The following is a 22,483-nucleotide window of genomic DNA, read 5'->3' on the forward strand; positions in this document are numbered from 1 at the left end:
TATTGCGAGGCTGGTTATGCGATCTCTTTCTGCTTTGGATGTCTTTATCTCTCATGTGGACAATGCCTTAAAAACACTGATTCCCTCTGCCGCGACGAGCCATCGCCCCAATCCGGCAAACCATGCTTCACATGCCGAATTTGAAGAACAAGAACAAAAGCATGCCGCGGGCCTTATGCGCATCAACCACACTGGCGAAGTATGCGCTCAGGCGTTGTACCAAGGCCAAAGCTTAACCGCGCGCTTACCAGAAGTCCGCGAAGCCATGAAAGAAGCAGCCGAAGAAGAGATTGACCATCTTGTATGGTGTGAAGAACGCTTACATGAGCTCAATAGCCGCACCAGCATCTTAAACCCTATTTTTTATGGATTATCGTATTCCATTGGCGCATTTGCCGGGGCCGTTGGTGACAAGTGGAGCTTGGGCTTTGTGGCGGCAACCGAAAACCAAGTATGCAAACACTTAGAAGAGCACCTTCAAACTCTACCCGAGCAAGACGAACGTAGCCGAGCAATACTCAAACTTATGCTTGAGGACGAACAAAAACACGCCACAGTGGCGTTAGAGGCTGGCGGGGCTGTATTCCCCTCTTGGTTCCAAGCAGGCATGACCCAAATGTCTAAGGTCATGACAAAAACCACTTATCGGCTGTAAGATAAAACAACATTCTTGCACTATAATTGATCATAATTAACGCTAGTGTGAAGCTCTGGATGCCAAGACTCAGTTTTGCTGAATATCAGATAATTGATGAAAACATTGTATTATTTAGTGCAGACAAGGGCGTGGCATTGGATATTCCACAGGCTAAGGAATGTTTAGCGCTCTATCAGGAGCTCAACCGGCCACTGGGTATTTTGGTGGATCGATCCACCCCTTATACCAGCTCATTAGAATTCATCATGACGATCGCCGAGTTTAGCCTAGTCAAAGCGCTGGCGGTGTGGGTCCCTAATGAGCGCTCCGCTGTCGTGGCGGACTCCCAGAAAATGTTCTTCCCAGTCCCTTTTCAGCGCTTTTATCGCAAGGATGAGGCGCTGGACTTGGATCAAGCAGCACTTGAGCTAAACCACTCAAAAAAGTGCCGCCCAAAGCCAACAACTTATTCGCTTAGCTCAACAATTTCATAATCATGCGTGATCTCAACGCCACCTTGCTCAAGCATAATGCTGGCAGAACAGTACTTTTCAGCGGATAACGCCACGGCACGCTTTACTTGCGCCTCTTTTAAGCCGCGACCTGTTACTGTGAAATGCACATGAATCTTGGTAAACACGCTTGGTACTGCATCAGCACGCTCAGCATCGAGTTCTGCCACACAGTCCACCACATCTTGGCGAGACTTCTTCAAAATACTCATAACATCAAAACTGGTGCAACCACCCAGCCCCATTAGCAGCATCTCCATCGGGCGAACCCCCATGTTGCGACCGCCTAAATCTTCAGGTCCATCCATGACAACACTGTGGCCACTTCCCGACTCCCCAAGGAACATAACATCTTGTACCCACTTGATACGTGCTTTCATTAAATTGCTACTCTATAAAAAAAAGCAAGATTACCATAAGCACCGCCATTGGCAGAAGCCCAACTGCGTTTAGGGTTCATGGCTACTTATTGCTCAGACCAAGTAGGACACAGTTCCCAAAAATGCAGATTGCTTCGGGTTATTATCATTTTCTGGTACGTAAGTATTCACCTATTTGGTGTATTAAGTGCATAATTGTTCAGCTTTACTGCTATAAATAATAATGCAATCAAGGTTTGATGGTTTGGGTCTCATTATGAATAAAGGATTAAGAGCTGATAGACATAAGCATTTGGATTACTTTTTGTCCCAGTGCCACCGTCGTCGCTATCCTGCTCGCAGCACCATTATCTATGCTGGGGATAAAAGCGACTCCTTGTTTTACATTATGAAGGGGTCGGTAACCGTGATCATAGAAGATGATGACGGGCGTGAAATGATTATGGCTTACCTAAATGAAGGTGACTTCTTTGGTGAGATGGGCATATTTGATGAAATAAGCCCTCGCTCTGCTTGGATTAAAGCCAAGGTAGAATGTGAAGTTGCGGAAATCAGTTACAGCAAGTTCCGTGAAATCAGTAATCAAGATCCTCGTATTTTGTACTTTATTGGTGAGCAGATGGCGACTCGTCTGCGTAAAACTACACGTAAGGTAGGTGACTTGGCGTTCTTAGATGTAACTGGCCGCGTAGCTCGTACACTACTGGACTTAAGCCAAGAGCCAGATGCAATGACGCATCCAGATGGCATGCAAATCAAAATTACGCGTCAAGAAATCGGCCGTATTGTTGGCTGCTCACGCGAGATGGTGGGTCGTGTTCTCAAAGCCTTAGAAGATCAGGGTCTTGTGGGCGTAAAAGGCAAAACAATGGTGGTTTTTGGGGCGCGCAAAGCAGCCACACTGCCAATAAGAAAAGGTTTAGAATAAACCATCACCGATGGCTGCTTAGGCAGCCTTGGTTTCCTCTTGTTATATCTTCCATATCTTTAATTTTCTGTACCTCGGCTTTGCCCAAGATGCATGTGTTGTCACGGTCGTGGGCTCACTTTCAGCAATTGAACAATACAAAATAAGCTGAGTAAAATGCATATCACGCTCTAATTTAATATCAGGGTAATTCTGCCTCGCTGTATCCATATACGCCAAAGTCACATGCGGCACAAAGCTCGCTAAACACAATTGTGCTTGCAGCATGGGCAGCTCACATAATTGCACCATGAAACATTCAAGGCTTGAGGTTAACGCCCCCTGCCAAGCCCAAGCTGTGGGTGCATCACGAGGAAAAGAACGGATATTATCGCCGCGCCAATGAATTGAGCAAAATGACTCCTTCTCTATTTTATTATCAAGCGCCAAAATCAGTTGCTGCTGTTGCTCATATGAGTATTCCCCTAGAAAACAAAGCGTCATGTGGCGATCTTGTGCTAAATGAGGGCGAGTAACCGTGTATTTATCACACATATCATCCAGTACTTGATCCCCTAAATCTGCGCTACTGACCCCCAGAAACAATCTCATAAAACCCACTCCTGTTATGAATACAGAATATAACGATACAACGTAAAAAATACCGGTTTATAGCCTTACAAACATACAGCAAGCCCCTGTTTAGTATCTATACTGAATTAAGAAGATGACAGCCTAGGCATACTATGGACAATTTTATTTTTGCTGATGAAAAACATGACGAAATAAAAATAAACCAGCAAGCACCTTGGAATATATTGCTCGTCGATGACGAACCCGGTGTCCATCAAGTCACATTGATGGTGCTTAGGGGCTTCGAATTCGATAACCGTCCGCTTAATTTAATCAGTGCTTATAGCGGCGAGCAAGGCCGAGAAATCATGGCAAGCCGCGATGACATTGCTTTGGCCATTGTCGATGTGGTCATGGAAAGCGACCATGCTGGCTTAGAACTTGTACGCTGTATTCGTGAAGATTTACAAAACAACTACACTCGCCTTGTTCTGCGCACAGGTCAGCCCGGTCAAGCGCCTGAAGAAGACGTCATTAGCAATTATGATATTGATGACTATAAAGACAAAACCGAACTCACCAGTAACAAATTACTCACCTTAATGTATGCCTCTTTGCGCTCATATCGTGATATCTGTGTGATTGATTCCCATCGACGCTCACTTGAGCAAGTGATTCTCGCCTCAACTGAAATTTTTGAAGCCAGTTCACTGAAAACCTTTGCATCAGCGGTGCTAAAACAAATTTGTAATTTATTAAATTTAGATGGCGCTATTTTTTATTGCACCAGCTTAAATGAAGACATAGATGAATCTGGCGATTACCGTGTATTAGCCGTTAGTGGCAAAATGGCAGAATACGAAACACACAGTAAGTCCGAGCTACCTGATGAAGTGCGTAAGGCATTTGCATATGCACTCAAGCAAAAACAATCTCATATTAATGGTGATATCTATACCGGTTATTTCTCCACTAGTTTGGGCAGCGAGAACTTACTGTATGTTTCAATGGAGCGTGAACTTGACGACATGGATAAGCAATTACTGGATATTTATGCCAGCAACGTGGCTGTTACATACGAAAACTTATTACTGCGCGATGAAATTTTAGAGACGCAAAGAGAACTTGCTTACATATTAGGTGAGGCGGTTGAGCAGCGTTCAAAAGAAACAGGCTCCCATGTCCGACGTGTCGCTCTTTATTCCCATTTCTTCGCCATCAAATATGGCCTTGATACCAAAGAGGCCGAGCTTATCAAATTGGCTAGTCCGCTGCATGATGTTGGCAAAATCGCCATTCCAGACAGCATATTGAAAAAGCCTGGTAAGTTAGATAAACAAGAATGGATCATTATGCAAACCCATGCACAAATGGGTGCCGATTTACTAAAGAGCAGCGATAACGCTGTGATTAAAATGGGCAGCATCATAGCCGGCCAACACCATGAACGTTGGGACGGCTCTGGCTACCCGAATAAATTAAAAGCTGAGGACATCCACATAGCAGGCCGAATCACAGCCTTGGCCGATGTCATTTGACGCTCTAGGCAGTAAACGATATTACAAAGAAGCATGGCCATTAGAAGAAATTTTAACCGAAATCAACAGTCAAAAAAGCAAACAATTCGACCCTAAATTAGTGGATATTCTGCATGAGAACATCGATGAAATCCTCAAAATTCGCAATTTATACCCAGATTAGCGCGAAATAAGCCCCATGACATTTGTAGCACACAGTGCAAGTCGTTAAACTTAAACGCTCTCAATTAGAAGCCCAATTATGTTTAAGTTCTTTTGGTTACCTTTTTTGCTTGTCGGTTGCGCCAGTGTCGGTATTTATCAATCTAAATTGCTGACAGAGTACGGTCAGCCCACCATGACAGAAAGACGCGTTAATGCCAGTTTGGATCAAGCGCAGCACTTCACCAATACCATTCAACCTATTATCGAAAACCGCTGCGTGGTATGTCATGGCTGTTATGATGCACCCTGCCAATTAAAAATGTCATCACCACAAGGGTTGATGCGCGGCGCAAGCAAGGAGCCTGTGTATAACGGCACTCGAATATTAGCCAGTGAACCAAGTCGCTTAGGCATTGATGCGACCAACTCAGACCAGTGGCGCGAGAAAGGCTTTTTTCCTGTCTTAAACGAACAAAATCAGTCTAACCATGTAAACCTTAAAAACAGTTTATTGTTTCAAGTCATTCAACAAAAGCAAAACCATCCGCTACCAAAAGATAAAATATTAGATGAGCAATTCACATTTGGGCTAGCTCGACCACAAGCTTGTCCAACCCCTAAAGAATACCAAACTTATTCCGAAAACAATCCACTTTGGGGCATGCCGTACGCACTGCCGGGTTTAAATCAAACAGAATTTGATGCCATTGAAAAATGGGTTGCCAAAGGGGCCATCATGAATCACCCTGCTCCTCTGCCAAAAGCCATTCAACAACAAGTTGAAGCATGGGAAGCATTTTTAAATACCTCCGATAACAAACAACAATTGGCGAGTCGCTATATTTATGAACATACATATCTAGCGAATTTATATTTTGACGATACCCCTTTATTCCAAGGCAAAAAACCAAAGAAATCGCCTAGCATTTATTTTAAATTCCATTCGTTCATCAACCCCTCCTGGGCTGCCGATTATTCCACTGAAAACTCGACGCCCTTATGACAAGCCTGAAACCGATAACTTTTACTATCGACTCATGCGCAACGACGCAAGCGTTGTTGCAAAAGTACATATGCCTTATCGTTTAAACGAGCAGCGTATGCAATGGATGAAAGATTTATTCATCACACCCGAATACACTGTTAATACATTACCGACATACGATCCTGAAGTTGCATCAAACCCATTTATTGCGTTCAAAGATCTACCTGTTGGTAGCCGCTATCGCTTTATGTTGGAAGAAGCGCAATTTATTATTCAAGGGTTCATTAAAGGACCTGTTTGCCGCGGCCAAGTAGCACTTAATGTAATTGATGATCACTTTTGGGTCGCATTTGTTGACCCAGAATTACAGCAAAGCGATGCGCTCTCTGACTTTTTATATGAGCAAAGCAATAACTTAAGACTACCAGGTGAAGACGAAAGTAACTCGGGGATTGCCACAAACTGGCTTAAGTACTCGTCACTTCACACCGATTTTTTAAAGGCAAAAAATAAAGCCATTAAAGAAAAATTATTAACAAAAGCAAAACTGGACACCAACTTGGTTTGGCAAGGTAACGGTGAAAACCCTAACGCTGCCCTTACCATCTTTAGACACTTTGATTCATCCACGGTTGTCAAAGGTTGGGCTGGTCAGGCGCCTAAAACATCGTGGCTAATTAGTTATCCTCTGCTTGAACGCATTCATTATCTACTGGTGGCTGAATTTGATGTTTACGGCAACATAGGTCATCAGTTAATGACGCGCTTATATATGGACTTTTTACGCATGGAAGGGGAAGCAAATTTCTTAGCATTGTTGCCTGAAAAAGAGCGTCAACGTTTAACTGATTACTGGTATCGCGACACCAGCAAAGATGTCAAACAACACTTATACCAAGCGAATCAAGCCACATTATCTGAACCTGATATTTCATACAAAACGCAACAACCTAAAATCGAGCTGTATTCCATGCTCAAACAACATTTAGGTGACGCGATGCAAACTAAATATTTATTTAATAAACAAACGTATTCTGACTTAAATAAGATCAACAGTATTATGGGGAAACCGGCTCATTTAATGCCAGAAGTCAGCTTACTATATGATGAAAATCACGATCAGGTGTTTACGTTAATTCGAAATAGTGGCCACAGCAATTTAACCGGGTTGTTATATGAGGAAGAAAACCGAATTCCCGCTGAAGATTATCTGACACTCGTACCGGGCATTATTACTGCTTACCCTTCAGCGTATTATCAAATTCGCACAGGGCAAAGTGCAAAAGCGTTTGCCCAAGCCATCAATAATCTCACATCAGAAAAAGACTATGCCCGCTTGTTGGATGATTATGGTGTGCGCAGAACAGCCCCCGACTTTTGGGCTTTCAGCGATAAGATACATCAGTGGTATAAACAAGATGACCCTCTCAATGCCGGCCTACTGGATTACAACCGCTTAGAAAACCGCTAACGGTATTTACATAACCAACAGGCAAAATAAAAGCCATGACGTTGCAGTCATGGCTTTTTTCAATCAGCTTAATTTAAATACACTTCAATTTAAATGCGCATAAATTTAGGTAGTGACGTCCAATAGATTTACTTTGGAATTAATCCTATCGTCTATTTGACTCGCTTCTACCAACTGAGTTTGAATACGAGCCATACGCTCGTTTAAGTCTTGTAAATCAGCAATCACTGTATCCGATGCTTCTTGTGCTTGCTCTTCTTGCTGCGCCTTTTGTTCGGCCTCGAGGCGCTCTTCTTCTCTTAATGTATCTGTCTCAGTCTGCTCTTCATTTACATCATCACTGGTTAGTGCCTCTTGCTGCTGTTGCTGTATATCAGCCCTTGCTTCCAATCCAATTTGAATTGCCTGTGCTGCCACTCGACGATCTTGGCTAGATGGCTCAGCAGGAGCCAATGCCGCTCTGCGGATCGTTTCTGCCTTATCGAGTGTGGCCTGAGGATCGTTGGCAATCTTGCCAGTATCGATGGGGACTTCTCCTCCAATCGCATAATTTTTTCCATCAGGTCCACGTTCATAGGTCAAACTCATTGAACCGGCGTACTGGCCCCCCACTGCTTGGTGAGCCTGTTCGTGGGCTTTCACTTCTCGATCACGGTCCGCAAGTTGTTGGACTTGTCGTTGCTCGACTTCTAGCTGGCGTTGCTCTTGTGCGTCTTGTTGACGACGAGACTCCGCCTTTTCTTCCTCTTGGGTGCGATCGTTTGCGTCACTGCCTCTTTGGCTTTGTTGCTGTTCATCGGCGCGCTGCTGCGCGTCCTCTATGCGAGCTTGTTGACGTTCGTCATCGGCACGACGTTCAAGCTGCCTTTGATCTTGTTGATTTTCTTGCTGTTGACGAGATCGAGCTTGGCGTTCTTGAATGCCTTGATCTGCTCCTTCTTGACGAGACTTAGGGGATTCGTTCGCTTCTGTTACGGGCGTGAAACTGGTGGTACTTTGGTTATCCGATTCAACAGGCACCGCCACTCCAACACGGGCATCACTGCCTTGTGCGCCAGAGTTACTGGGTGTGACTGTAAAACCTGTCCCAAATTGCACGTTCACGATCATTCCTCATATGTTTTGCATCAGACCTTTATGTCGACCAAACTCCCTAGAGTTTGGTCAGCCGCTTGAACTACTTTGGCTGATGCTTCTACCTGGCGCTGACTTTCTTTCTCTTCAATCAATGCCTTTGCTACATCTTGATTCGGTGACACTGGGCGAGTCGTGCTAGCAGAAGCCACTTGCTGCGCCGCTTGCGTTAATTGCTGCTCACCTTTCTGAATACCTGCAAGGCCAGCACTTAATGCGTTGCCTGATCCACCCACTTGCATATGACTCTCCTAAAAACACTTCTGTCTGATCATAATTTAAACAGAGGAAGTGCTGAGCCACAATACAATGAGGTATTACTTTAATATGGATTTTGACTATTAATTATACCAATTAATAACCAAACGTACGAAACCCCGTAGGAAGCAGAAAAGCACCCTGCTGTTAGAAGGATTGGTTCTAAGAAGGCACACAAAACAAAAATGACAACACCCCCTAATATTGAAAGTTCCCATGTCATCACGAGGTGCGACAATATGTCGCATCGGATTTTAGTGAACGAAACGCTAGAATTGCAGCTATTCAAAATAGCTCGAATTAAGGAAAGCCATGAAACGTCTACTCGCCTGTCTATTATTGCCATTATTCATCACCGCCTGTGGCTCAGACAGCAGCTCCACACCCGATCCTGAATTTCCAAAAACACTTAATTTAGGTGATGACTATATTGCGACATTGAGCATGAGCGATGTGAAAAATGGTATTGCAGATTTAACCGTCAACATTAAATCAACCGACGGCCGTTCATTAAAAGGTAAAGATATTAGCCTTAGCCCATTAATGGTAATGAATAGTGGCATGAAACACGGCACGCCCTTCGAGAATGGCACAGGTTTACTGGATGCAAACGGCTCATTCACCAGCACCGCCTATTTTTTAATGCCCTCCAATATGGCAAATGGCGACCCAATGGGTAATTGGTCAATTAATGTTTCATTTAACGAAAAAACTGAAAGCATTCCTATCACAGTTGAAATGATGGCTTCAGATGTTAAGACGCTTAAAGGTGGTGACAATGACCAAATCATGAATATGGACGATGCTAGTGGCACCTTAGATCGCACTTATTACTTCTATAACCGTGGTCGTCATGTAAATGCGGGAATGAATATGTTTGAAGTCTACATCAGCGCACGTGAAACCATGATGGATTACCAAGCCGTTGCCGAAGACAATGTCCTAAATGCCGATTCAATGATGCACAAACTCATTATTAATAGTGTTGTCGCTGAAATGTGCATTCAAAGATTGTGATAACGACACCAACTGGATAACTGCAATGCCTAAACCTAATTATCCGGGTATTTATCAAGGAATGGACTTAGGGCTCACTGACGATGAAAAAGATGTTGTTATGGTTCGATTAACGGTAAACGATGAAATAAAAGACAACGGCGCAGCGCAAGATGCAAAAACAAGCGTTATGTTCTCATTTAATGACTCTGCATCAAGTACCACTGCACACGATCATATGTAATTAAGTATTAAACAAATTTTATGAATCCTACTCAGCAAGTGGATATGCCAACCCCTGAAGTATCAGCTAATCACTGGTATGGGGTTGGACTTTTTTTCGCACTCTTCATATTTTTAACCAGCTCATCATCAATCACCTACGCCGCCTCTTGTTGTGGTGGTGGCGCGAGCTCTGGGATTATTTTACCTAAGTTTAACAATCAAATGTGGGACGTCAGTGTTTCTCACGAACGTTATGATGGCGCTTGGACGAAAGAAGGCGTTTACCAAGACGACCCTGCCGATAGTGACTTATTACAACGCCGCTTAGATTTTTCTTACGCTTATCGGTTAGCCGATCAATGGCAAATCAATGTTGGGTTACCGCTAGTGGATAATCAAAACAAATACAGCGGTGACAATAGCTCAGTGCAAGGCCTTGGGGATATGCAACTGAGTATCTGGTATGAAGCATTTAATAAAGTAACGTGTGTGTATAAAATTAACGGTTGGGAAAGTTTAAAACCCAGCATTTATTTTGGCACAAGTTTAACCATTCCCACAGGTATTAGCCCATACAGTGACCGAGTTGATAGCAGCTCAGATAGTACAGGACTCGGTTTTTACAGGCTTGATGCAAACATGATTATCGAAAAAACCGTCTACCCCTATAGCATAAGCTGGCAAGGTAAATACGGTTATACTTTCGAGCGCCCTGTAAACCAAGAATATGAGAAACCTGTTAAGCCCTACAATAAAAAATTAGGTGATCGCACCGCCAGTATTTTTAGTGCGGCTTATACCTGGTTTTTACCAAACTTATCAATGCTCAGTTTAACGGCAAGCCATAGCACACTAAAAGAACAGTCCGCACAATATGATGGCATCACCGACACCAGCAGTGGTTTAGAAAAGACAACGCTGGGATTATCGTTAGCGTATTCGAGTGCGGTGCGTGATTGGATTTTTAAACTGGGTGTGAACCAAGCACAAGACGGTGAAAATATTCCAAAAACCCAAATCATCAATATGGGTATCAGCCATGTTTACTAATTTGCAACGACTCCTTTTTATTTTTTGTTTTTTCATTGTTGTAGGCTGCCAAGAAGACTTAATGCCCAGTAACGACCCCATTGAATCAACACAAGCAACGCGGGTAGGTGAAGTGGTTAATGATATAAACTTTACTCTAAGCGATGGCACAAGCAGCATGTTAAGCGAGCAACTAACCACACATGACGCCGTTGTACTGTACTTTACAATGTGGTGCCCAGTTTGCGATGGCCACATGAGCCATATTCGCACGCAAATAAAACCGCGGTATAACAATGTACAATTTATTTTTGTTGATTATATTTCTGGGCAGGTATCCAACACCTTAGGGTCACAAGAGTCGTTTGGCTATACAGACTTCTCTGTAATTGCAGACACAGACGATGCACTTGAACATTATTTTAATGGTACGATGGCCACTACTATCATTATCGACAAGAATTTCATTGTGAAACTTAACGGGCTTTTTAAAACAGGCAATGAAGTTTCAGAAGTATTAAATCAATTATAAAACAACCAGTAACTTAAGTATTTAATGGTTAATAATGTTAACTTTTATTAAGGTGCGACAATATGTCGCATCGGCTTTAACCTAAAATCTACTTAAAATATGGGCATCACTAAAAGGAACGCCCATGAAACCCGCCCTGCTGTTAACCGTCTTATCGTCACTCAGTACATTGAGTATTGCGAATACGCAACTTGAAAAAGTGGTTGTCACGTCCACTCAAGAAGCAACCAGTATTCATAATTTGGCAGAATCAGTTGGCGTGTTATCAAAAGAAGACATCCTTAATATCAGCCCGTCCCACCCAAGTGAGGTGCTTAACCGTACCCCTGGTGTCTACATTAATAATCTAGGCGGCGAAGGTCATATGACTGCGATTCGCCAACCCATTACCACCAGTGCTGTTTATTTATTTTTAGAAGATGGCATTCCCACTCGCCCCACTGGTTTCTTTAATCACAACGGTTTGTATGAAGTAAATATTCCACAAAGTGAACGCTTAGAAGTCACCAAAGGACCCGGTTCTGCACTATATGGCAGTGATGCCATTGGTGGGGTCATCAATAGCATCAGTGCAAAAGTACCTGATCAAAAACAAAGTAAATTAGATACAGAGTTTGGTGAAAACGGCTGGCAGCGATTATTATTCAGCGCGGGCTCTCCCATTAATGCATATAGCGGCGCGGCGATCAGTGCCAATGTGACAGAGAACGAGGGCTTTCGTGACAACGGCGATTATTCACGAGGCAGTTTAAACGGCCGGTTTAATTACACGCTATCATCAAATATTAATGTCAGTAATAGCCTATCTTTTTCTCAAGTCGACCAAAGCGGCGTGTCCAGCCTTGAAAGAAATGACTATAAAAATAATGTGAAAAAGAATTTTTTTAGAGGCGATGTAGGCGCAAGGGACGTACAAGCGTTACGCTTTTCAAGTGTTGTTAATTACATACCCTCTCAAGAATCACTGTTAACAGTGACGCCATTCTATCGAAATAATGACTCAAGCATGATGCCAAGTTGGATGGTGAGCTATGACCCTAACTTTCGTGAAACCCAGTTTGAATCTTTCGGATTATTAACAAAATGGCGTCAACGCTTAGGAGACAATAGTTTAATTATCACAGGCATTGATATTGACCACACACCCTCAAGCTATAAAGAATACGACATTAGCGTCGAAAAAATAGAAATAAATGGTCAGGATTATTACACTGGATTTGAAAAAAATGGAGTGATTCACTACGACTATGATGCAAATCAAACCAGTATTAGCCCGTATATTCACATCGAACATAAACCGATAAGCAATATAATATTAAGCGCAGGTTTACGTTATGACATGTTTAATGTTGATTATGATAATAATTTAGCCGAACAAGCAATAGACTCACATAATCGCCCAGAATCACAAAAAATTGACTACTCCCATTTAAGCCCTAAAGCGGGTATTGTTTATCACATCAATAACCTTCATCAAGTTTATGTAAATTATCGACATGCTTTCCGTGCGCCATCTGTTGGTACTTTATTTCGTTCTGGTTCCAGTACCAATACCACCGATTTAGAACCTGTTAAAACAGACAGTATCGAAGTCGGCTATCGTGGTTATGCCCTCGACAATATCAGCTATGAACTGGCTGTATATTATATGAAAAAGACGGATGATATCGTCGGTGTCATCAACAGCGAAAATGATCGTATTTCACTCAACGCAGGCGAAAGCACTCACAAAGGTATTGAATTAGGATTACAGGCTGGCATATATCAAGACATTCTATTATCAACATCGTTTAGTTATTCCGAACAAACCTATGGCCAGTTCGAATATCTTTATAACTGCTTTAAATGTTCACCACCTGTGTTTAATCAAGTCCTTAACTTTAATGGTAACGAGGTTGGCAAAGCCCCTAAAACATTAGGTAATATCGCGGTTCGGTACGAACCAATGCGCATAAATGGTTTTATGGTTGAATTAGAGTTAGAGCATGTGGGTAAATATTATACCGATGAAACCAATACCAATGAATACAATGGTCATGACCTTTTAAACTTACGCAGCCGCTATCAAATAAATTCTCAGTTTGAAATATACGGTCGTTTACAAAATTTAACAGATAAACGTTATAGTACCTATACATCGAATCAAGTGGGTTCAACCGATATTGATTATCGCCCTGGTTTACCGTTAACTCTTTATGCGGGTCTTAGGCTTAATTTCTAATAAACCATTTCGCACTGATGTTTCAGTGTGAAATATTAATGATATGACTTGGTGCAAATACATTTAAAATGAATATTAAATCAATTAAAAAGTGGCACTTACTGATACTCTGGCCTGCACTCATTGCCTGTATTATCTATGTCGTTTCGGCTTTCACACACCCGTTAATGGCATGGACGGGGCCTCAGGCTAAAGTCATGTTCCCACCATCGTTAACATTAGAGGGAGCACAGTTTAAAAATATTTCAAAAACCTTAGCCACAAATAATTTACAAAAAGCAAAAATAGCCAAACTAGTGCCGTATAAAAACGAGGTTTTACTGCAAGTTACCGAAACCGAAACTTCACCGCGCCGTTATTTTTCACTGATCTCAAATAAAGAACGACTGCAACATGATGAAAAACAAGCCATTTGGCTGGCTTCTCACTATTTAAAACAAACTCATTCAATTAAAAATATCGAATTGAAAACGCAATTCGACCACAGCTACCCTTCTGTTAATCGACTTTTACCCGTTTATAAAATCAATTTTAATACTCAAGATAATTTAAGCGTTTACATCCATACCGATACTCAAGCATTGGCAGGTATAGAAAATGACTGGAAACGAAATTTACGTTTTGTATTTCAAACGTTTCACACGTTTAATTGGTTAGATGATTACGAACCGCTGCGCCTTCTAGTGATCAGCGTATTGTTAAGTGCATTATTGATAATGGGAATCTCTGGCTTATTATTTTTAATAAAACTTAAACGTAAAAATACAATCATTAATACACAACGTCGCTGGCATCGTCGTTTAAGCTGGTTAGTGGTTTTACCCTTGATATTATTTAGCGTGAGTGGCTTCTACCACTTATGGCAATCAAGCTTAGTAACACCACCAAGCGGCCTTCAGCTCACACAATCATTAGACTTAACCCAATGGCCCAGTGCCGACAAGATAAGCGCGCCTAAAAATGTAAAGATCAACCAAGTGAGTTTGATTCAAAGCACAATAGATAACAGTCATACCATTAAGAATCTATATCGTTTAAGTGTATCGCCGATACAATCTAATCAAGCTGATAATATCAATACTCGTGAGAAGCGCTTTAGCGGGAAAAGTAAAGAAAAGTTTGCACAGTATATCGATGCCAATAGCGGCGAGATAATAGGCGACATAGATAAAGCTCTCATAACTGAGCAAGCAAAAGACTTATTAAGTGAAGCCGATTCTGCCATATTACCAATGACGTTAATCACCCACTTTGGTTTTGGTTATGATTTTAGAAATAAACGTTTACCGGTTTGGCGTGTAGAGGGCTCAAACGGAGATCATCTATTCATTGATCCCATTACTCATATCTTAGTCGATAGAAATAATTCTATAAGCCGTATTGAAGGTTATAGTTTTTCGTTTTTACATAAATGGAGTATGCTCACACCGATTACAGGCCGATTTAACCGTGATATGTTAATACTATTAACACTTGGATTTATTTTTATATTAGCGGGATTGGGTTTAGTTATGCGCTTATCTAACGCAAAGGCTTCAAAAAATAAGTCTCGCCAGAAACATGCCTCTCAGCATAATAACGATCAAAACAAAGCAGCTTAATACAATAACAATCACTAGATATACCTAGTGATTTTTATTTTAAATCGTTCTATCTAAAGGTTAAAAATACAGCGTTGTAAGGGTATTTTAAACTTAATATAAAATTAAGCCGCTAATAATATAATGCCTTGCCGTTTCAAGTTATATCCCATAGATAGCTTTATTCATGAGCGATACAAAGAATAGTATCGCTTTTATCAAGCACACTAGTTACTCAGGTAACGTTAAGTAGTCCGCTACTTTACTCACCTCTACGTTGTCCATAAATGGGACTTCGCCTAAGCACGGTACTTTTAGCATGGCCTTTAACGTTTCGATATTTTCATCATAGGCCGTCATATTGGCATCAACCCGATTGGCAATCCAACCAGCCACTTCTAGCCCATCACGCCTAATAGCTTCGTATGTTAACAGCGCATGATTAATGCAACCTAACTTCATGCCGACGACTAAAATAACAGGCGTTTGTAATTCTTTCGCCACATCAGAGAAGGTTTCATTTAGGTTCAACGGCACACGCCAACCACCTGCTCCTTCAATGCAAATAAAGTCGGCTTTATTAATCATTAAAACGCCGCGTAATAATCCGACAATACGCTGAGTACTCAATGGCTTTTGAATACGCTGTGCCGCAATATGAGGCGCAATAGGCTCTAGTAATGCAATAGGATTAATCTGCATATACGGCAGTTTTTCTGTGCTGTATTCAATGTGCGTTAAGGCATCATTATTTTGTAAGCCTTCGCCATGGTCTTCACAGCCGGCGGCCACCGGTTTTAAACCCAATGTTTTTAAACCTTGTTCACGGGCTTTATAAAGTAACGCTGCGGTGCAAATGGTTTTACCGGCGTCGGTATCGGTTCCGGTAATAAAGTAACGCTGTTTACTCATGAATAATTCGACTCATTAAAAAGGTTTGGTCAGGCAGCCGCTCAGTACACGATAACTGGCAGGCAACCCTGCATCTTGTCTATGGGTTTCCATAGCCTGCATAAATTGCTTAACCGCTCGCGGTGACGTTAAGCCTTTGGCGCGACCATCTGTAATATTGTGTGCACCAATGCGCTTAAGGGAATCCGTTAAGCCGCGAATATCACTATGAAAATCATATAACGTGGCGATATTTAATTGTTCAATCTCAAATGCACTTGTTTCAATCATGCGTTGTAAATCGGATTCATGATCAAACTGATTTACATGTTGGTGTGCATCTACTTGTGACCAAGCCTGCTTTAGTTCACTTAATGTGCCTTCGGCCAACGTACTCAACACAAGATGCCCACCTGGCATTAAACAGTCATACGCCTGCGTGAGCACTTGTGAAAAATCGTCACACCATTGCACTGCAAGGTTAGAAAAAATTAAATCAAATTGATGTTTTTCAAATGGTAAGTTTTCAGCATCGGCTACGGTATAGTCAAATTGAGGATGATTTTTTTTTGCCCAAGCCAACATCCCCGGTGCAATGTCAGCACCCATAACATGGGCACTTTGATAATGCTGTTTTAACATTGGCAAACAATAACCGGTGCCACAGCCTAAATCCAAAATGGCATGTTTTTTTTGTTGTGGGCAAAGTTCAATTAAGGTGTTGGCTAAATTATGTTGAAAGTGCGCAAATGCATCGTAATCATGTGCGGCATCGCTAAAACTTTTTGCCACCGCTTGCTTGGCAATGACATCATGCATTCGGTAAACCCTGCATAAACGTCAAAATACCATTGGCCACTAACTGTGGCTGCGTCACTAAACAAGCATGACTTGCATTGGGCACAAAGCTAGTCAAATGCTTGTCGTTTAATTTATTAAGCGTCTGGCTGGCTTTATGTGGCACGATGGCATCATCGGTTGCCAGCATATGCAAACATGGCTGTACAATATTGGCCAGCGCTACCTGGTTATCAATTAATGATAGTAACTCCAATGACGCTTTTAATACGCCCGCTTGCGGCGCGGGTACTTGCGTATTTTGTTGTAACCATTTTAGAGATTGCAACATATCGTGTTTTTCACCCACGACGGTTAATGCAGCAAACCGTCTTAAGGTCACACGTACATCGTCAATGCTTTCCATAAAGCCATTAAATAACGGCGACGGCACACCTTGCTTGAATTTTTTATCGGCTAAGAATTTTGCATTGCTGCAAATGGTCATCACTTTTTCAATTCTGTTTGGTGAATCCAAAGCCGCTTGTACCGTTAACATGCCACCTAATGACCAACCTAGCCAACTGCTGTGCTCTGGTGCTACGGCTAACAACTCGGCGATTAGCTTATCAAGTACGTAATCCCCTGCTTGGTAGTCGCTATCACCAAAACCAGGAAGGTCCACTGCAACAAACTGAAAGTGATCACTGAATAAATCCGCCAGCGGCTTAAATACTTGCGCGTTACTGGCCCAACCATGAATACAAAAAATAACGGGTAACGTTTTATCACCCCATTGGTGTACTACTAATGCCATGTTAATTGGCCTCCATGGTGGATGATAGCGCAGACAGCGCGTCTAATAATGTTTCAACGTGTTCAATACTGTGTGACGCCGACAATGTAATACGCAATCGTGCTGTGCCGGGCGGTACGGTTGGTGGGCGAATGGCCGTGACCATAATGCCTTGCTGTCGTAACTGCTCACTAAGATATAACGCCCGTTGTGCATCGCCGATCAATATTGGTTGAATGGCGGTATCCGATGGCATGACGTTCAAGCCTAATTGTTGCGCACCTAATTTAAATTGTTGAATTAAATTATGTAAATGCTCACGTCGCTGCGGTTCATTTTTTACGATGTTTATACTGGCTAAGGTTGCAGCGGCAATGGCCGCTGGCATGGCGGTGGTATAAATATAAGGGCGCGAAAAGTTGGTCAAATATTCCGTTAGCTCTTTGCTACCCGCTACAAACGCACCGGCTGTGCCCATGCCTTTGCCCAGCGTGCCCATGAGTATTTGCACATTGTTTTGATCTTGTTGTTGCGCCTCACAAATACCGGCTCCGGTTTTACCTAACACTCCTAAACCGTGAGCATCGTCAACCATGATCCAAGCATCATGCTGTTTTGCGGTGGTTGATAACGCCTGTAAATTCGCGTCGTCACCGTCCATTGAAAATACACCATCGGTCACGATGAGTTTGCGTCGAGCCTCGCTGCGCGCTAGGCGAGCGGTTAAATTTGCAACATCATTATGCAAATAACGCTGAAAACGCGCACCACTTAATAAACCGGCATCTAATAACGAGGCATGATTCCACTTGTCTTCGAACACGCCATCTTGTTTATCAAGTAACGCCGTTATGACGCCAAGGTTCGCCATGTAACCCGTGCTAAATAACAAGGCTGACTCACGGCCAGTAAATTCGGCTAAGGCTTCTTCTAATTGTTGATGATAATAACTGTGGCCATTCACTAAATGGGCGGCACCACTGCCTACACCAAATTCATTCGCCGCCTGTTTAAACGCAGCAACTAATGCAGGATGATTGGCTAAGCCAAGGTAATCGTTTGAACAAAACGTTAAATATTCGGCACCGTCTATTTGCATCAGCGGCCCTTGTGGGCTTTGTGCTAAACGGGTGGCGCGATACAAGTTTTGTTCGCGACGCAGGTTTAAATCTTGGGATAAATCAAAAGGCATAATGCAGATTGAATGAACATAGCATAAACGTCAGATCAGACTAACGTTTATGTGAGTGTTCATACACCTTATACAGTGGCGTCGTAAAAAGGTTTGGCCGTATCGTTTTTCTCAATCTGTTTGCTCAGCACATCCGCTTGAGCAGAATCGTCATGATCAACAATGGCTTGCTCGGGACGTAAGCCTAAACGTTTAAATAATTGCATATCTTCATGGGCTTCAGGATTGGGTGTTGTTAATAGACACTCGCCATAAAAGATAGAGTTAGCACCCGCCATAAAACACATGGCCTGCATTTCATCACTCATGTCTTCACGCCCGGCGCTTAAGCGCACATGGGATTTTGGCATCAAGATACGCGCAATGGCGATGCAGCGTACAAATTCAAATGGATCAAGGTTATCCACATCTTCAAGTGGTGTGCCTTTGACTTTAACCAACATATTGATCGGCACACTTTCTGGTTGAACGGGTAGGTTCGCTAGTTGTGTTAACAAACCAATGCGGTCATTTTGATTTTCGCCCATACCAATGATACCGCCTGAGCAAATTTTCATGCCGCTGTCACGTACATGTTGCAAGGTATCTAAACGGTCGCCGTAGGTGCGAGTAGTGATAATTTTATCGTAGAATTCTGGGCTGGTATCAAGATTATGGTTGTAATAATCCAAACCTGCGCCTGCCAGCTCATCCGCTTGATCTTCATCTAACATGCCCAGTGTCATGCAGGTTTCTAGTCCCATGGCTTTTACGCCTTTGACCATTTCAAGCACATACGGCATGTCGCGCTTGTTTGGGTTTTTCCACGCGGCGCCCATACAAAAACGGCTAGAGCCTTTTGCTTTGGCTTCGGCGGCTTTATTCAGTACGGCTTCGACTTCCATTAGGCGCTGCTTTTCTAGGCCGGTGTTGTAATGGGCTGACTGCGGGCAATACTTGCAATCTTCTGGGCAAGAGCCCGTTTTAATCGAAAGCAAGGTGCTCACTTGTACTTCATTTGGGTTGAAGTGCTGGCGATGAACCACTTGAGCTTGGAACAACAAATCGTTAAACGGCAGATCAAACAGGGCCTGTACTTCTGCGCGGCTCCAGTCGTGACGAATGTCTTGTGTTTGTGTTGCGCTCATAATGCTTCCTTACCAGATCTTATAGGTGGTGCTGGTTTTATATATCCTCAAATGGCAGGCTAATGGCTAACCAAGTGGGATGAAATCGTGACACGTATATTAGCCGCTTATTTTGAGCAGTCAACCTCCGCAATCAAGGCGGTTTACAATAGTATATTTATTAAGCAGTGCATATTCTGCCTGACACCCAGCCCCTGTAACCTGTGCCCGCAGTGCCAAATGACACTTCCCCGCCTTGGCCAACACTGCCCGCAATGTGCGGAACCCAACCATCACGGCCACATCTGCGGCGAGTGCTTAAAGCAGCCTCCCGCCTTTGACAGAGTTATTTGCCCTTTTATGTTTCAAGGGGCAGTGGCGGGTTTGATTCAAGCATTCAAACACCGCAGTAAAGTATTAGGCCTTGAATGCTTAGAATACGAACTAAGTGAGCACTTACAACACCATGAGTTCGATGTCATTTTGGCCGTGCCTTATCACTGGCGAAAGCTATTATGGCGCGGTCATCACCCCACAGAGCACCTGGGCAGAACATTAAGTCACGCACTCAATACACCCCTATGGCGAGGTCTGTTGCGAACCAAAGCGACACACAGCCAACAAGGGCTAGATAAAAGCGCACGGCAATACAATATGCGCAAAGCATTTATGTGCAGCCCATGGCTGATTAAGCAGATAAAAGGTAAAAACCTATTACTGGTAGATGACGTGCTCACCACTGGGGCTACCTGCCATAGCACCGCATTAGCACTCAAAAAGCACGGCGCAAAGAGTGTCACGATTGCCTGTTTAGCGCGCACACCGCTGGCGCGTTAATAACTTTTCTCGCCAGTCTTTGCATAAGCCAGTAAACTGCCGCTCTTACTTTGATGGCCATTGAGTTTTTATGTCACAGCTTTTGCCCCACCCCTACGAAAAGCTCACTCCCGATACCGTGCTGAATGCCATCGATGCCATTGTGGCACCATTAGGTTGGCTCACCAGTGGCCATCAATTAGCCCTTAACAGCTATGAAAACCGTGTTTATCAAATTGGCATAGAGGAACAAAAAGACATCGTCGCTAAGTTTTATCGCCCTGAGCGCTGGAGTCGAGCCACCATTTTGCAAGAGCACGAGTTCAGTTTGTTTGCACAAGAACGATGAGCTGCCTGTTATTGCGCCGATGGTCATTGAAGGCGAAAGCCTGTTTGAATACCAAGGTTTCTTCATTGCGCTGTTTCCTAAGCAAGGGGGCCACAGCGGCCACATTGAAAACTTAGACGATTTCGAACAAATGGGCCGTCTAGTAGCCCGCTTACATCAAACAGCCAATGCCGTTGAATGTGATCAACGTGGTGACATGACCCCACAAAAATTTGCCCGCAATAGCCGCCAATTTATTCTCGACAATCAGTTTATTGATGAAAGCTTACTGCCCGCTTATGAAAGCTTAAGCTTAGATATTTGCAATCTATTAGATGAGCTCTGGCATTCACCCAAGATGCAATTGGTGCACGGAGACTTACACGCCAGTAATTTAATTTGGCAACATGAACAACCTTATATGCTTGATTTGGATGATTGTATTCGTGCACCGCGAATCCAAGACATTTGGATGCTTTTGAATGGTGATCGCGACCAAATGCAAGCACAACTTGCCGCCATGGCACGCGGCTATGAAATGTTTTTACCATTCCCCGCGGATCAAATTCCGTTAATCGAAGTGTTGCGCACCATGCGTTTAATGCATTACAGCGCTTGGCTTGCCAAACGCTGGGATGACCCAGCGTTTAAAATGGCGTTCCCTTGGTTTAATACTCCACGGTACTGGTCAGATGAAATTCTCACTCTGCGCGAGCAGTTTGCAGCCTTGCAAGAGCCTGCATTACAACTTTTTCCTTAAATAACAAACACGATATTTTAAAACACACTTGATGACTTTATTCCAAATGAATTTTTTAAAACTTAGCTTAGTACTATCAGCCTTACTTTTTACACATAACACCTATTCACTCTGTACGTCTGATAACGAAAAAGCGCCAGAATTCAATACATTTTATATCGGCTTAGGTTTTGGAGAGCATCATGCTTACTCTGAAGATTCATATTATCTTGATGATGAAGAACTAAAATCAGACGGAATGCACTTAACTTTAGGTTGCTTAGAACATCTAAAAGATAATGTTAATCTATTTTTAGAGGCTAGTATAATTGATGTCGATAGGAGGTATATTGGTTACAACAAAGAATCTAGAAGCTTATGGGTCACAAGTGGATTAAAAGTAGACTTAAAAAATAAGATTATAAATTTTTCATTTATACCACAAGCAGGTCTTACAAGTAGCTCTCAACTAATATTGGGCGGTGGTTTACTGTTTCCTATTACCAAAGAGTTATCCCTAAGAGCTGACGTTAAACTTGTGGGCGTTTTAAATACTGCGTCTCAATTTACTTTAATCTATAGCCTTTAAGTACATTAGAACTTTTAATTTAACTCGTTAAATTTTAAAAATCGCGCCTTGGTCTTCAATTTTCTTAGGGGCTGGGCAAAACCAACCTAACTGCCTCTTTGCAGCGTACCCTAGAGCAGGTAAACTA

General features: G+C 42.7%; 26 protein-coding genes. 17 read left to right on the forward strand and 9 right to left on the reverse strand.

Features of this window, described 5'->3' with window-relative positions:
- Nucleotides 1–16 precede the first annotated feature (16 nt).
- Together coq7 and ACU6U9_RS15105 are read left to right on the forward strand one after the other, a co-directional pair.
- A complete protein-coding gene (gene coq7 / locus ACU6U9_RS15100; RefSeq protein WP_446735016.1) occupies nucleotides 17–655 on the forward strand; it encodes a 2-polyprenyl-3-methyl-6-methoxy-1,4-benzoquinone monooxygenase in 639 nt (212 codons plus the stop codon).
- A 59-nt stretch (nucleotides 656–714) separates the two neighbouring features.
- On the forward strand, nucleotides 715–1,131 hold the full coding sequence (locus tag ACU6U9_RS15105) for a hypothetical protein (protein WP_446735840.1): 417 nt from the start codon (nucleotides 715–717) through the stop codon (nucleotides 1,129–1,131).
- Here the strand turns inward: ACU6U9_RS15105 and ACU6U9_RS15110 are convergent.
- Nucleotides 1,104–1,529 carry an OsmC family protein gene (locus ACU6U9_RS15110; RefSeq protein WP_446735014.1) on the reverse strand — a complete coding sequence of 142 codons (426 nt, stop codon included), beginning with the start codon at nucleotides 1,527–1,529 and terminating at the stop codon, nucleotides 1,104–1,106. The two genes, ACU6U9_RS15105 and ACU6U9_RS15110, sit on opposite strands and share 28 nt — an antisense overlap.
- A 256-nt stretch (nucleotides 1,530–1,785) precedes the next feature.
- Between ACU6U9_RS15110 and crp the strand changes: the two genes are divergently transcribed.
- Entirely contained in the window at nucleotides 1,786–2,457 is a 672-nt protein-coding gene (gene crp / locus ACU6U9_RS15115; protein ID WP_446735013.1) for a cAMP-activated global transcriptional regulator CRP, read from the forward strand.
- Nucleotides 2,458–2,499: 42 nt separating this feature from the next.
- Here crp and ACU6U9_RS15120 read toward each other — a convergent pair whose 3' ends face one another.
- On the reverse strand, nucleotides 2,500–3,048 hold the full coding sequence (locus ACU6U9_RS15120) for a 2'-5' RNA ligase family protein (RefSeq protein ID WP_446735012.1): 549 nt from the start codon (nucleotides 3,046–3,048) through the stop codon (nucleotides 2,500–2,502).
- Nucleotides 3,049–3,182: 134 nt separating this feature from the next.
- Here ACU6U9_RS15120 and ACU6U9_RS15125 point away from each other — a divergent pair, with 134 nt between their 5' ends.
- The 4 genes from ACU6U9_RS15125 (at nucleotide 3,183) to ACU6U9_RS15140 (ending at nucleotide 7,147) form a co-directional block, all read left to right on the forward strand.
- Entirely contained in the window at nucleotides 3,183–4,547 is a 1,365-nt protein-coding gene (locus ACU6U9_RS15125) for a DUF3369 domain-containing protein (RefSeq protein WP_446735841.1), read from the forward strand.
- The gene (locus ACU6U9_RS15130) at nucleotides 4,537–4,710 is read left to right on the forward strand and encodes a hypothetical protein (RefSeq protein ID WP_446735842.1); all 174 of its coding nucleotides are present in this window, start codon (nucleotides 4,537–4,539) and stop codon (nucleotides 4,708–4,710) included. The genes ACU6U9_RS15125 and ACU6U9_RS15130 overlap by 11 nt, the downstream gene beginning before the upstream one ends.
- 78 nt (nucleotides 4,711–4,788) lie before the next feature.
- Nucleotides 4,789–5,694 carry a fatty acid cis/trans isomerase gene (locus tag ACU6U9_RS15135; RefSeq protein WP_446735843.1) on the forward strand — a complete coding sequence of 302 codons (906 nt, stop codon included), beginning with the start codon at nucleotides 4,789–4,791 and terminating at the stop codon, nucleotides 5,692–5,694.
- Nucleotides 5,672–7,147 carry a fatty acid cis/trans isomerase gene (locus tag ACU6U9_RS15140; RefSeq protein WP_446735888.1) on the forward strand — a complete coding sequence of 492 codons (1,476 nt, stop codon included), beginning with the start codon at nucleotides 5,672–5,674 and terminating at the stop codon, nucleotides 7,145–7,147. The genes ACU6U9_RS15135 and ACU6U9_RS15140 overlap by 23 nt, the downstream gene beginning before the upstream one ends.
- Nucleotides 7,148–7,252: 105 nt before the next feature.
- Here the strand turns inward: ACU6U9_RS15140 and ACU6U9_RS15145 are convergent, their stop codons facing one another.
- Entirely contained in the window at nucleotides 7,253–8,251 is a 999-nt protein-coding gene (locus ACU6U9_RS15145) for a putative metalloprotease CJM1_0395 family protein (RefSeq protein WP_446735009.1), read from the reverse strand.
- Between the two features lie 23 nt (nucleotides 8,252–8,274).
- Complete coding sequence (locus tag ACU6U9_RS15150) at nucleotides 8,275–8,523, reverse strand: hypothetical protein (protein ID WP_446735008.1); 249 nt, start codon at nucleotides 8,521–8,523, stop codon at nucleotides 8,275–8,277.
- 328 nt (nucleotides 8,524–8,851) lie between these two features.
- Between ACU6U9_RS15150 and ACU6U9_RS15155 the strand changes: the two genes are divergently transcribed.
- The 6 genes from ACU6U9_RS15155 (at nucleotide 8,852) to ACU6U9_RS15180 (ending at nucleotide 15,143) form a co-directional block, all read left to right on the forward strand.
- A complete protein-coding gene (locus ACU6U9_RS15155; RefSeq protein ID WP_446735844.1) occupies nucleotides 8,852–9,556 on the forward strand; it encodes a hypothetical protein in 705 nt (234 codons plus the stop codon).
- Nucleotides 9,557–9,581: 25 nt separating this feature from the next.
- Nucleotides 9,582–9,779 carry a hypothetical protein gene (locus tag ACU6U9_RS15160; protein ID WP_446735006.1) on the forward strand — a complete coding sequence of 66 codons (198 nt, stop codon included), beginning with the start codon at nucleotides 9,582–9,584 and terminating at the stop codon, nucleotides 9,777–9,779.
- 20 nt (nucleotides 9,780–9,799) lie between these two features.
- A complete protein-coding gene (locus tag ACU6U9_RS15165; RefSeq protein ID WP_446735845.1) occupies nucleotides 9,800–10,810 on the forward strand; it encodes a hypothetical protein in 1,011 nt (336 codons plus the stop codon).
- The gene (locus ACU6U9_RS15170; protein ID WP_446735846.1) at nucleotides 10,800–11,321 is read left to right on the forward strand and encodes a peroxiredoxin family protein; all 522 of its coding nucleotides are present in this window, start codon (nucleotides 10,800–10,802) and stop codon (nucleotides 11,319–11,321) included. Before ACU6U9_RS15165 ends, ACU6U9_RS15170 begins: the two co-directional genes overlap by 11 nt.
- A gap of 124 nt (nucleotides 11,322–11,445) precedes the next feature.
- Nucleotides 11,446–13,542: a TonB-dependent receptor gene (locus ACU6U9_RS15175; RefSeq protein WP_446735003.1), complete on the forward strand. Its 2,097-nt coding sequence runs from the start codon at nucleotides 11,446–11,448 to the stop codon at nucleotides 13,540–13,542.
- 68 nt (nucleotides 13,543–13,610) lie between these two features.
- Entirely contained in the window at nucleotides 13,611–15,143 is a 1,533-nt protein-coding gene (locus ACU6U9_RS15180) for a PepSY-associated TM helix domain-containing protein (protein ID WP_446735002.1), read from the forward strand.
- A gap of 210 nt (nucleotides 15,144–15,353) precedes the next feature.
- On the opposite strand, the gene bioD is transcribed toward ACU6U9_RS15180, so the two are convergent.
- From bioD to bioB, 5 genes are all read right to left on the reverse strand, one after another.
- On the reverse strand, nucleotides 15,354–16,034 hold the full coding sequence (gene bioD, locus ACU6U9_RS15185) for a dethiobiotin synthase (protein WP_446735001.1): 681 nt from the start codon (nucleotides 16,032–16,034) through the stop codon (nucleotides 15,354–15,356).
- 15 nt (nucleotides 16,035–16,049) lie between these two features.
- Nucleotides 16,050–16,832 (reverse strand): malonyl-ACP O-methyltransferase BioC, encoded by a 783-nt coding sequence (gene bioC / locus ACU6U9_RS15190; protein WP_446735000.1) that lies wholly within the window; start codon nucleotides 16,830–16,832, stop codon nucleotides 16,050–16,052.
- Entirely contained in the window at nucleotides 16,825–17,607 is a 783-nt protein-coding gene (locus ACU6U9_RS15195) for an alpha/beta fold hydrolase (RefSeq protein WP_446734999.1), read from the reverse strand. Before ACU6U9_RS15195 ends, bioC begins: the two co-directional genes overlap by 8 nt.
- A gap of 1 nt (nucleotide 17,608) precedes the next feature.
- Nucleotides 17,609–18,778, reverse strand: a complete 1,170-nt coding sequence (gene bioF, locus ACU6U9_RS15200) for an 8-amino-7-oxononanoate synthase (protein WP_446734998.1) — start codon at nucleotides 18,776–18,778, stop codon at nucleotides 17,609–17,611.
- Between the two features lie 68 nt (nucleotides 18,779–18,846).
- Nucleotides 18,847–19,905, reverse strand: coding sequence for a biotin synthase BioB (bioB, locus tag ACU6U9_RS15205; protein WP_446735847.1), 1,059 nt, complete (start codon nucleotides 19,903–19,905; stop codon nucleotides 18,847–18,849).
- Between the two features lie 219 nt (nucleotides 19,906–20,124).
- Between bioB and ACU6U9_RS15210 the strand changes: the two genes are divergently transcribed.
- The 4 genes from ACU6U9_RS15210 (at nucleotide 20,125) to ACU6U9_RS15225 (ending at nucleotide 22,356) form a co-directional block, all read left to right on the forward strand.
- Nucleotides 20,125–20,721 (forward strand): ComF family protein, encoded by a 597-nt coding sequence (locus ACU6U9_RS15210; RefSeq protein ID WP_446734997.1) that lies wholly within the window; start codon nucleotides 20,125–20,127, stop codon nucleotides 20,719–20,721.
- A 70-nt stretch (nucleotides 20,722–20,791) separates the two neighbouring features.
- Nucleotides 20,792–21,049: a hypothetical protein gene (locus tag ACU6U9_RS15215; protein WP_446735848.1), complete on the forward strand. Its 258-nt coding sequence runs from the start codon at nucleotides 20,792–20,794 to the stop codon at nucleotides 21,047–21,049.
- Nucleotides 21,033–21,788 carry a serine/threonine protein kinase gene (locus tag ACU6U9_RS15220; protein ID WP_446735849.1) on the forward strand — a complete coding sequence of 252 codons (756 nt, stop codon included), beginning with the start codon at nucleotides 21,033–21,035 and terminating at the stop codon, nucleotides 21,786–21,788. The genes ACU6U9_RS15215 and ACU6U9_RS15220 overlap by 17 nt, the downstream gene beginning before the upstream one ends.
- Before the next feature lie 46 nt (nucleotides 21,789–21,834).
- Nucleotides 21,835–22,356: a hypothetical protein gene (locus ACU6U9_RS15225; protein ID WP_446734995.1), complete on the forward strand. Its 522-nt coding sequence runs from the start codon at nucleotides 21,835–21,837 to the stop codon at nucleotides 22,354–22,356.
- Nucleotides 22,357–22,483 lie beyond the last annotated feature (127 nt).

It is taken from the genome of Pseudomonas sp. HK3 (assembly GCF_052920985.1).

Bases quoted from the DNA above. Each gene is read 5' to 3' on its own strand.
- coq7 (WP_446735016.1), top strand. From the start codon at position 17: ATGCGATCTCTTTCTGCTTTGGATGTCTTTATCTCTCATGTGGACAAT.
- ACU6U9_RS15135 (WP_446735843.1), top strand. From the start codon at position 4,789: ATGTTTAAGTTCTTTTGGTTACCTTTTTTGCTTGTCGGTTGCGCCAGT.
- ACU6U9_RS15155 (WP_446735844.1), top strand. From the start codon at position 8,852: ATGAAACGTCTACTCGCCTGTCTATTATTGCCATTATTCATCACCGCC.
- ACU6U9_RS15120 (WP_446735012.1), bottom strand. From the start codon at position 3,048: ATGAGATTGTTTCTGGGGGTCAGTAGCGCAGATTTAGGGGATCAAGTA.
- ACU6U9_RS15160 (WP_446735006.1), top strand. From the start codon at position 9,582: ATGCCTAAACCTAATTATCCGGGTATTTATCAAGGAATGGACTTAGGG.
- bioF (WP_446734998.1), bottom strand. From the start codon at position 18,778: ATGCCTTTTGATTTATCCCAAGATTTAAACCTGCGTCGCGAACAAAAC.
- ACU6U9_RS15125 (WP_446735841.1), top strand. From the start codon at position 3,183: ATGGACAATTTTATTTTTGCTGATGAAAAACATGACGAAATAAAAATA.
- ACU6U9_RS15175 (WP_446735003.1), top strand. From the start codon at position 11,446: ATGAAACCCGCCCTGCTGTTAACCGTCTTATCGTCACTCAGTACATTG.
- ACU6U9_RS15225 (WP_446734995.1), top strand. From the start codon at position 21,835: ATGAATTTTTTAAAACTTAGCTTAGTACTATCAGCCTTACTTTTTACA.
- ACU6U9_RS15150 (WP_446735008.1), bottom strand. From the start codon at position 8,523: ATGCAAGTGGGTGGATCAGGCAACGCATTAAGTGCTGGCCTTGCAGGT.
- ACU6U9_RS15165 (WP_446735845.1), top strand. From the start codon at position 9,800: ATGAATCCTACTCAGCAAGTGGATATGCCAACCCCTGAAGTATCAGCT.
- ACU6U9_RS15110 (WP_446735014.1), bottom strand. From the start codon at position 1,529: ATGAAAGCACGTATCAAGTGGGTACAAGATGTTATGTTCCTTGGGGAG.
- ACU6U9_RS15180 (WP_446735002.1), top strand. From the start codon at position 13,611: ATGAATATTAAATCAATTAAAAAGTGGCACTTACTGATACTCTGGCCT.
- ACU6U9_RS15210 (WP_446734997.1), top strand. From the start codon at position 20,125: ATGACACTTCCCCGCCTTGGCCAACACTGCCCGCAATGTGCGGAACCC.
- ACU6U9_RS15130 (WP_446735842.1), top strand. From the start codon at position 4,537: ATGTCATTTGACGCTCTAGGCAGTAAACGATATTACAAAGAAGCATGG.
- crp (WP_446735013.1), top strand. From the start codon at position 1,786: ATGAATAAAGGATTAAGAGCTGATAGACATAAGCATTTGGATTACTTT.
- ACU6U9_RS15170 (WP_446735846.1), top strand. From the start codon at position 10,800: ATGTTTACTAATTTGCAACGACTCCTTTTTATTTTTTGTTTTTTCATT.
- bioC (WP_446735000.1), bottom strand. From the start codon at position 16,832: ATGCATGATGTCATTGCCAAGCAAGCGGTGGCAAAAAGTTTTAGCGAT.
- bioD (WP_446735001.1), bottom strand. From the start codon at position 16,034: ATGAGTAAACAGCGTTACTTTATTACCGGAACCGATACCGACGCCGGT.
- ACU6U9_RS15215 (WP_446735848.1), top strand. From the start codon at position 20,792: ATGTCACAGCTTTTGCCCCACCCCTACGAAAAGCTCACTCCCGATACC.
- bioB (WP_446735847.1), bottom strand. From the start codon at position 19,905: ATGAGCGCAACACAAACACAAGACATTCGTCACGACTGGAGCCGCGCA.
- ACU6U9_RS15195 (WP_446734999.1), bottom strand. From the start codon at position 17,607: ATGGCATTAGTAGTACACCAATGGGGTGATAAAACGTTACCCGTTATT.
- ACU6U9_RS15105 (WP_446735840.1), top strand. From the start codon at position 715: ATGCCAAGACTCAGTTTTGCTGAATATCAGATAATTGATGAAAACATT.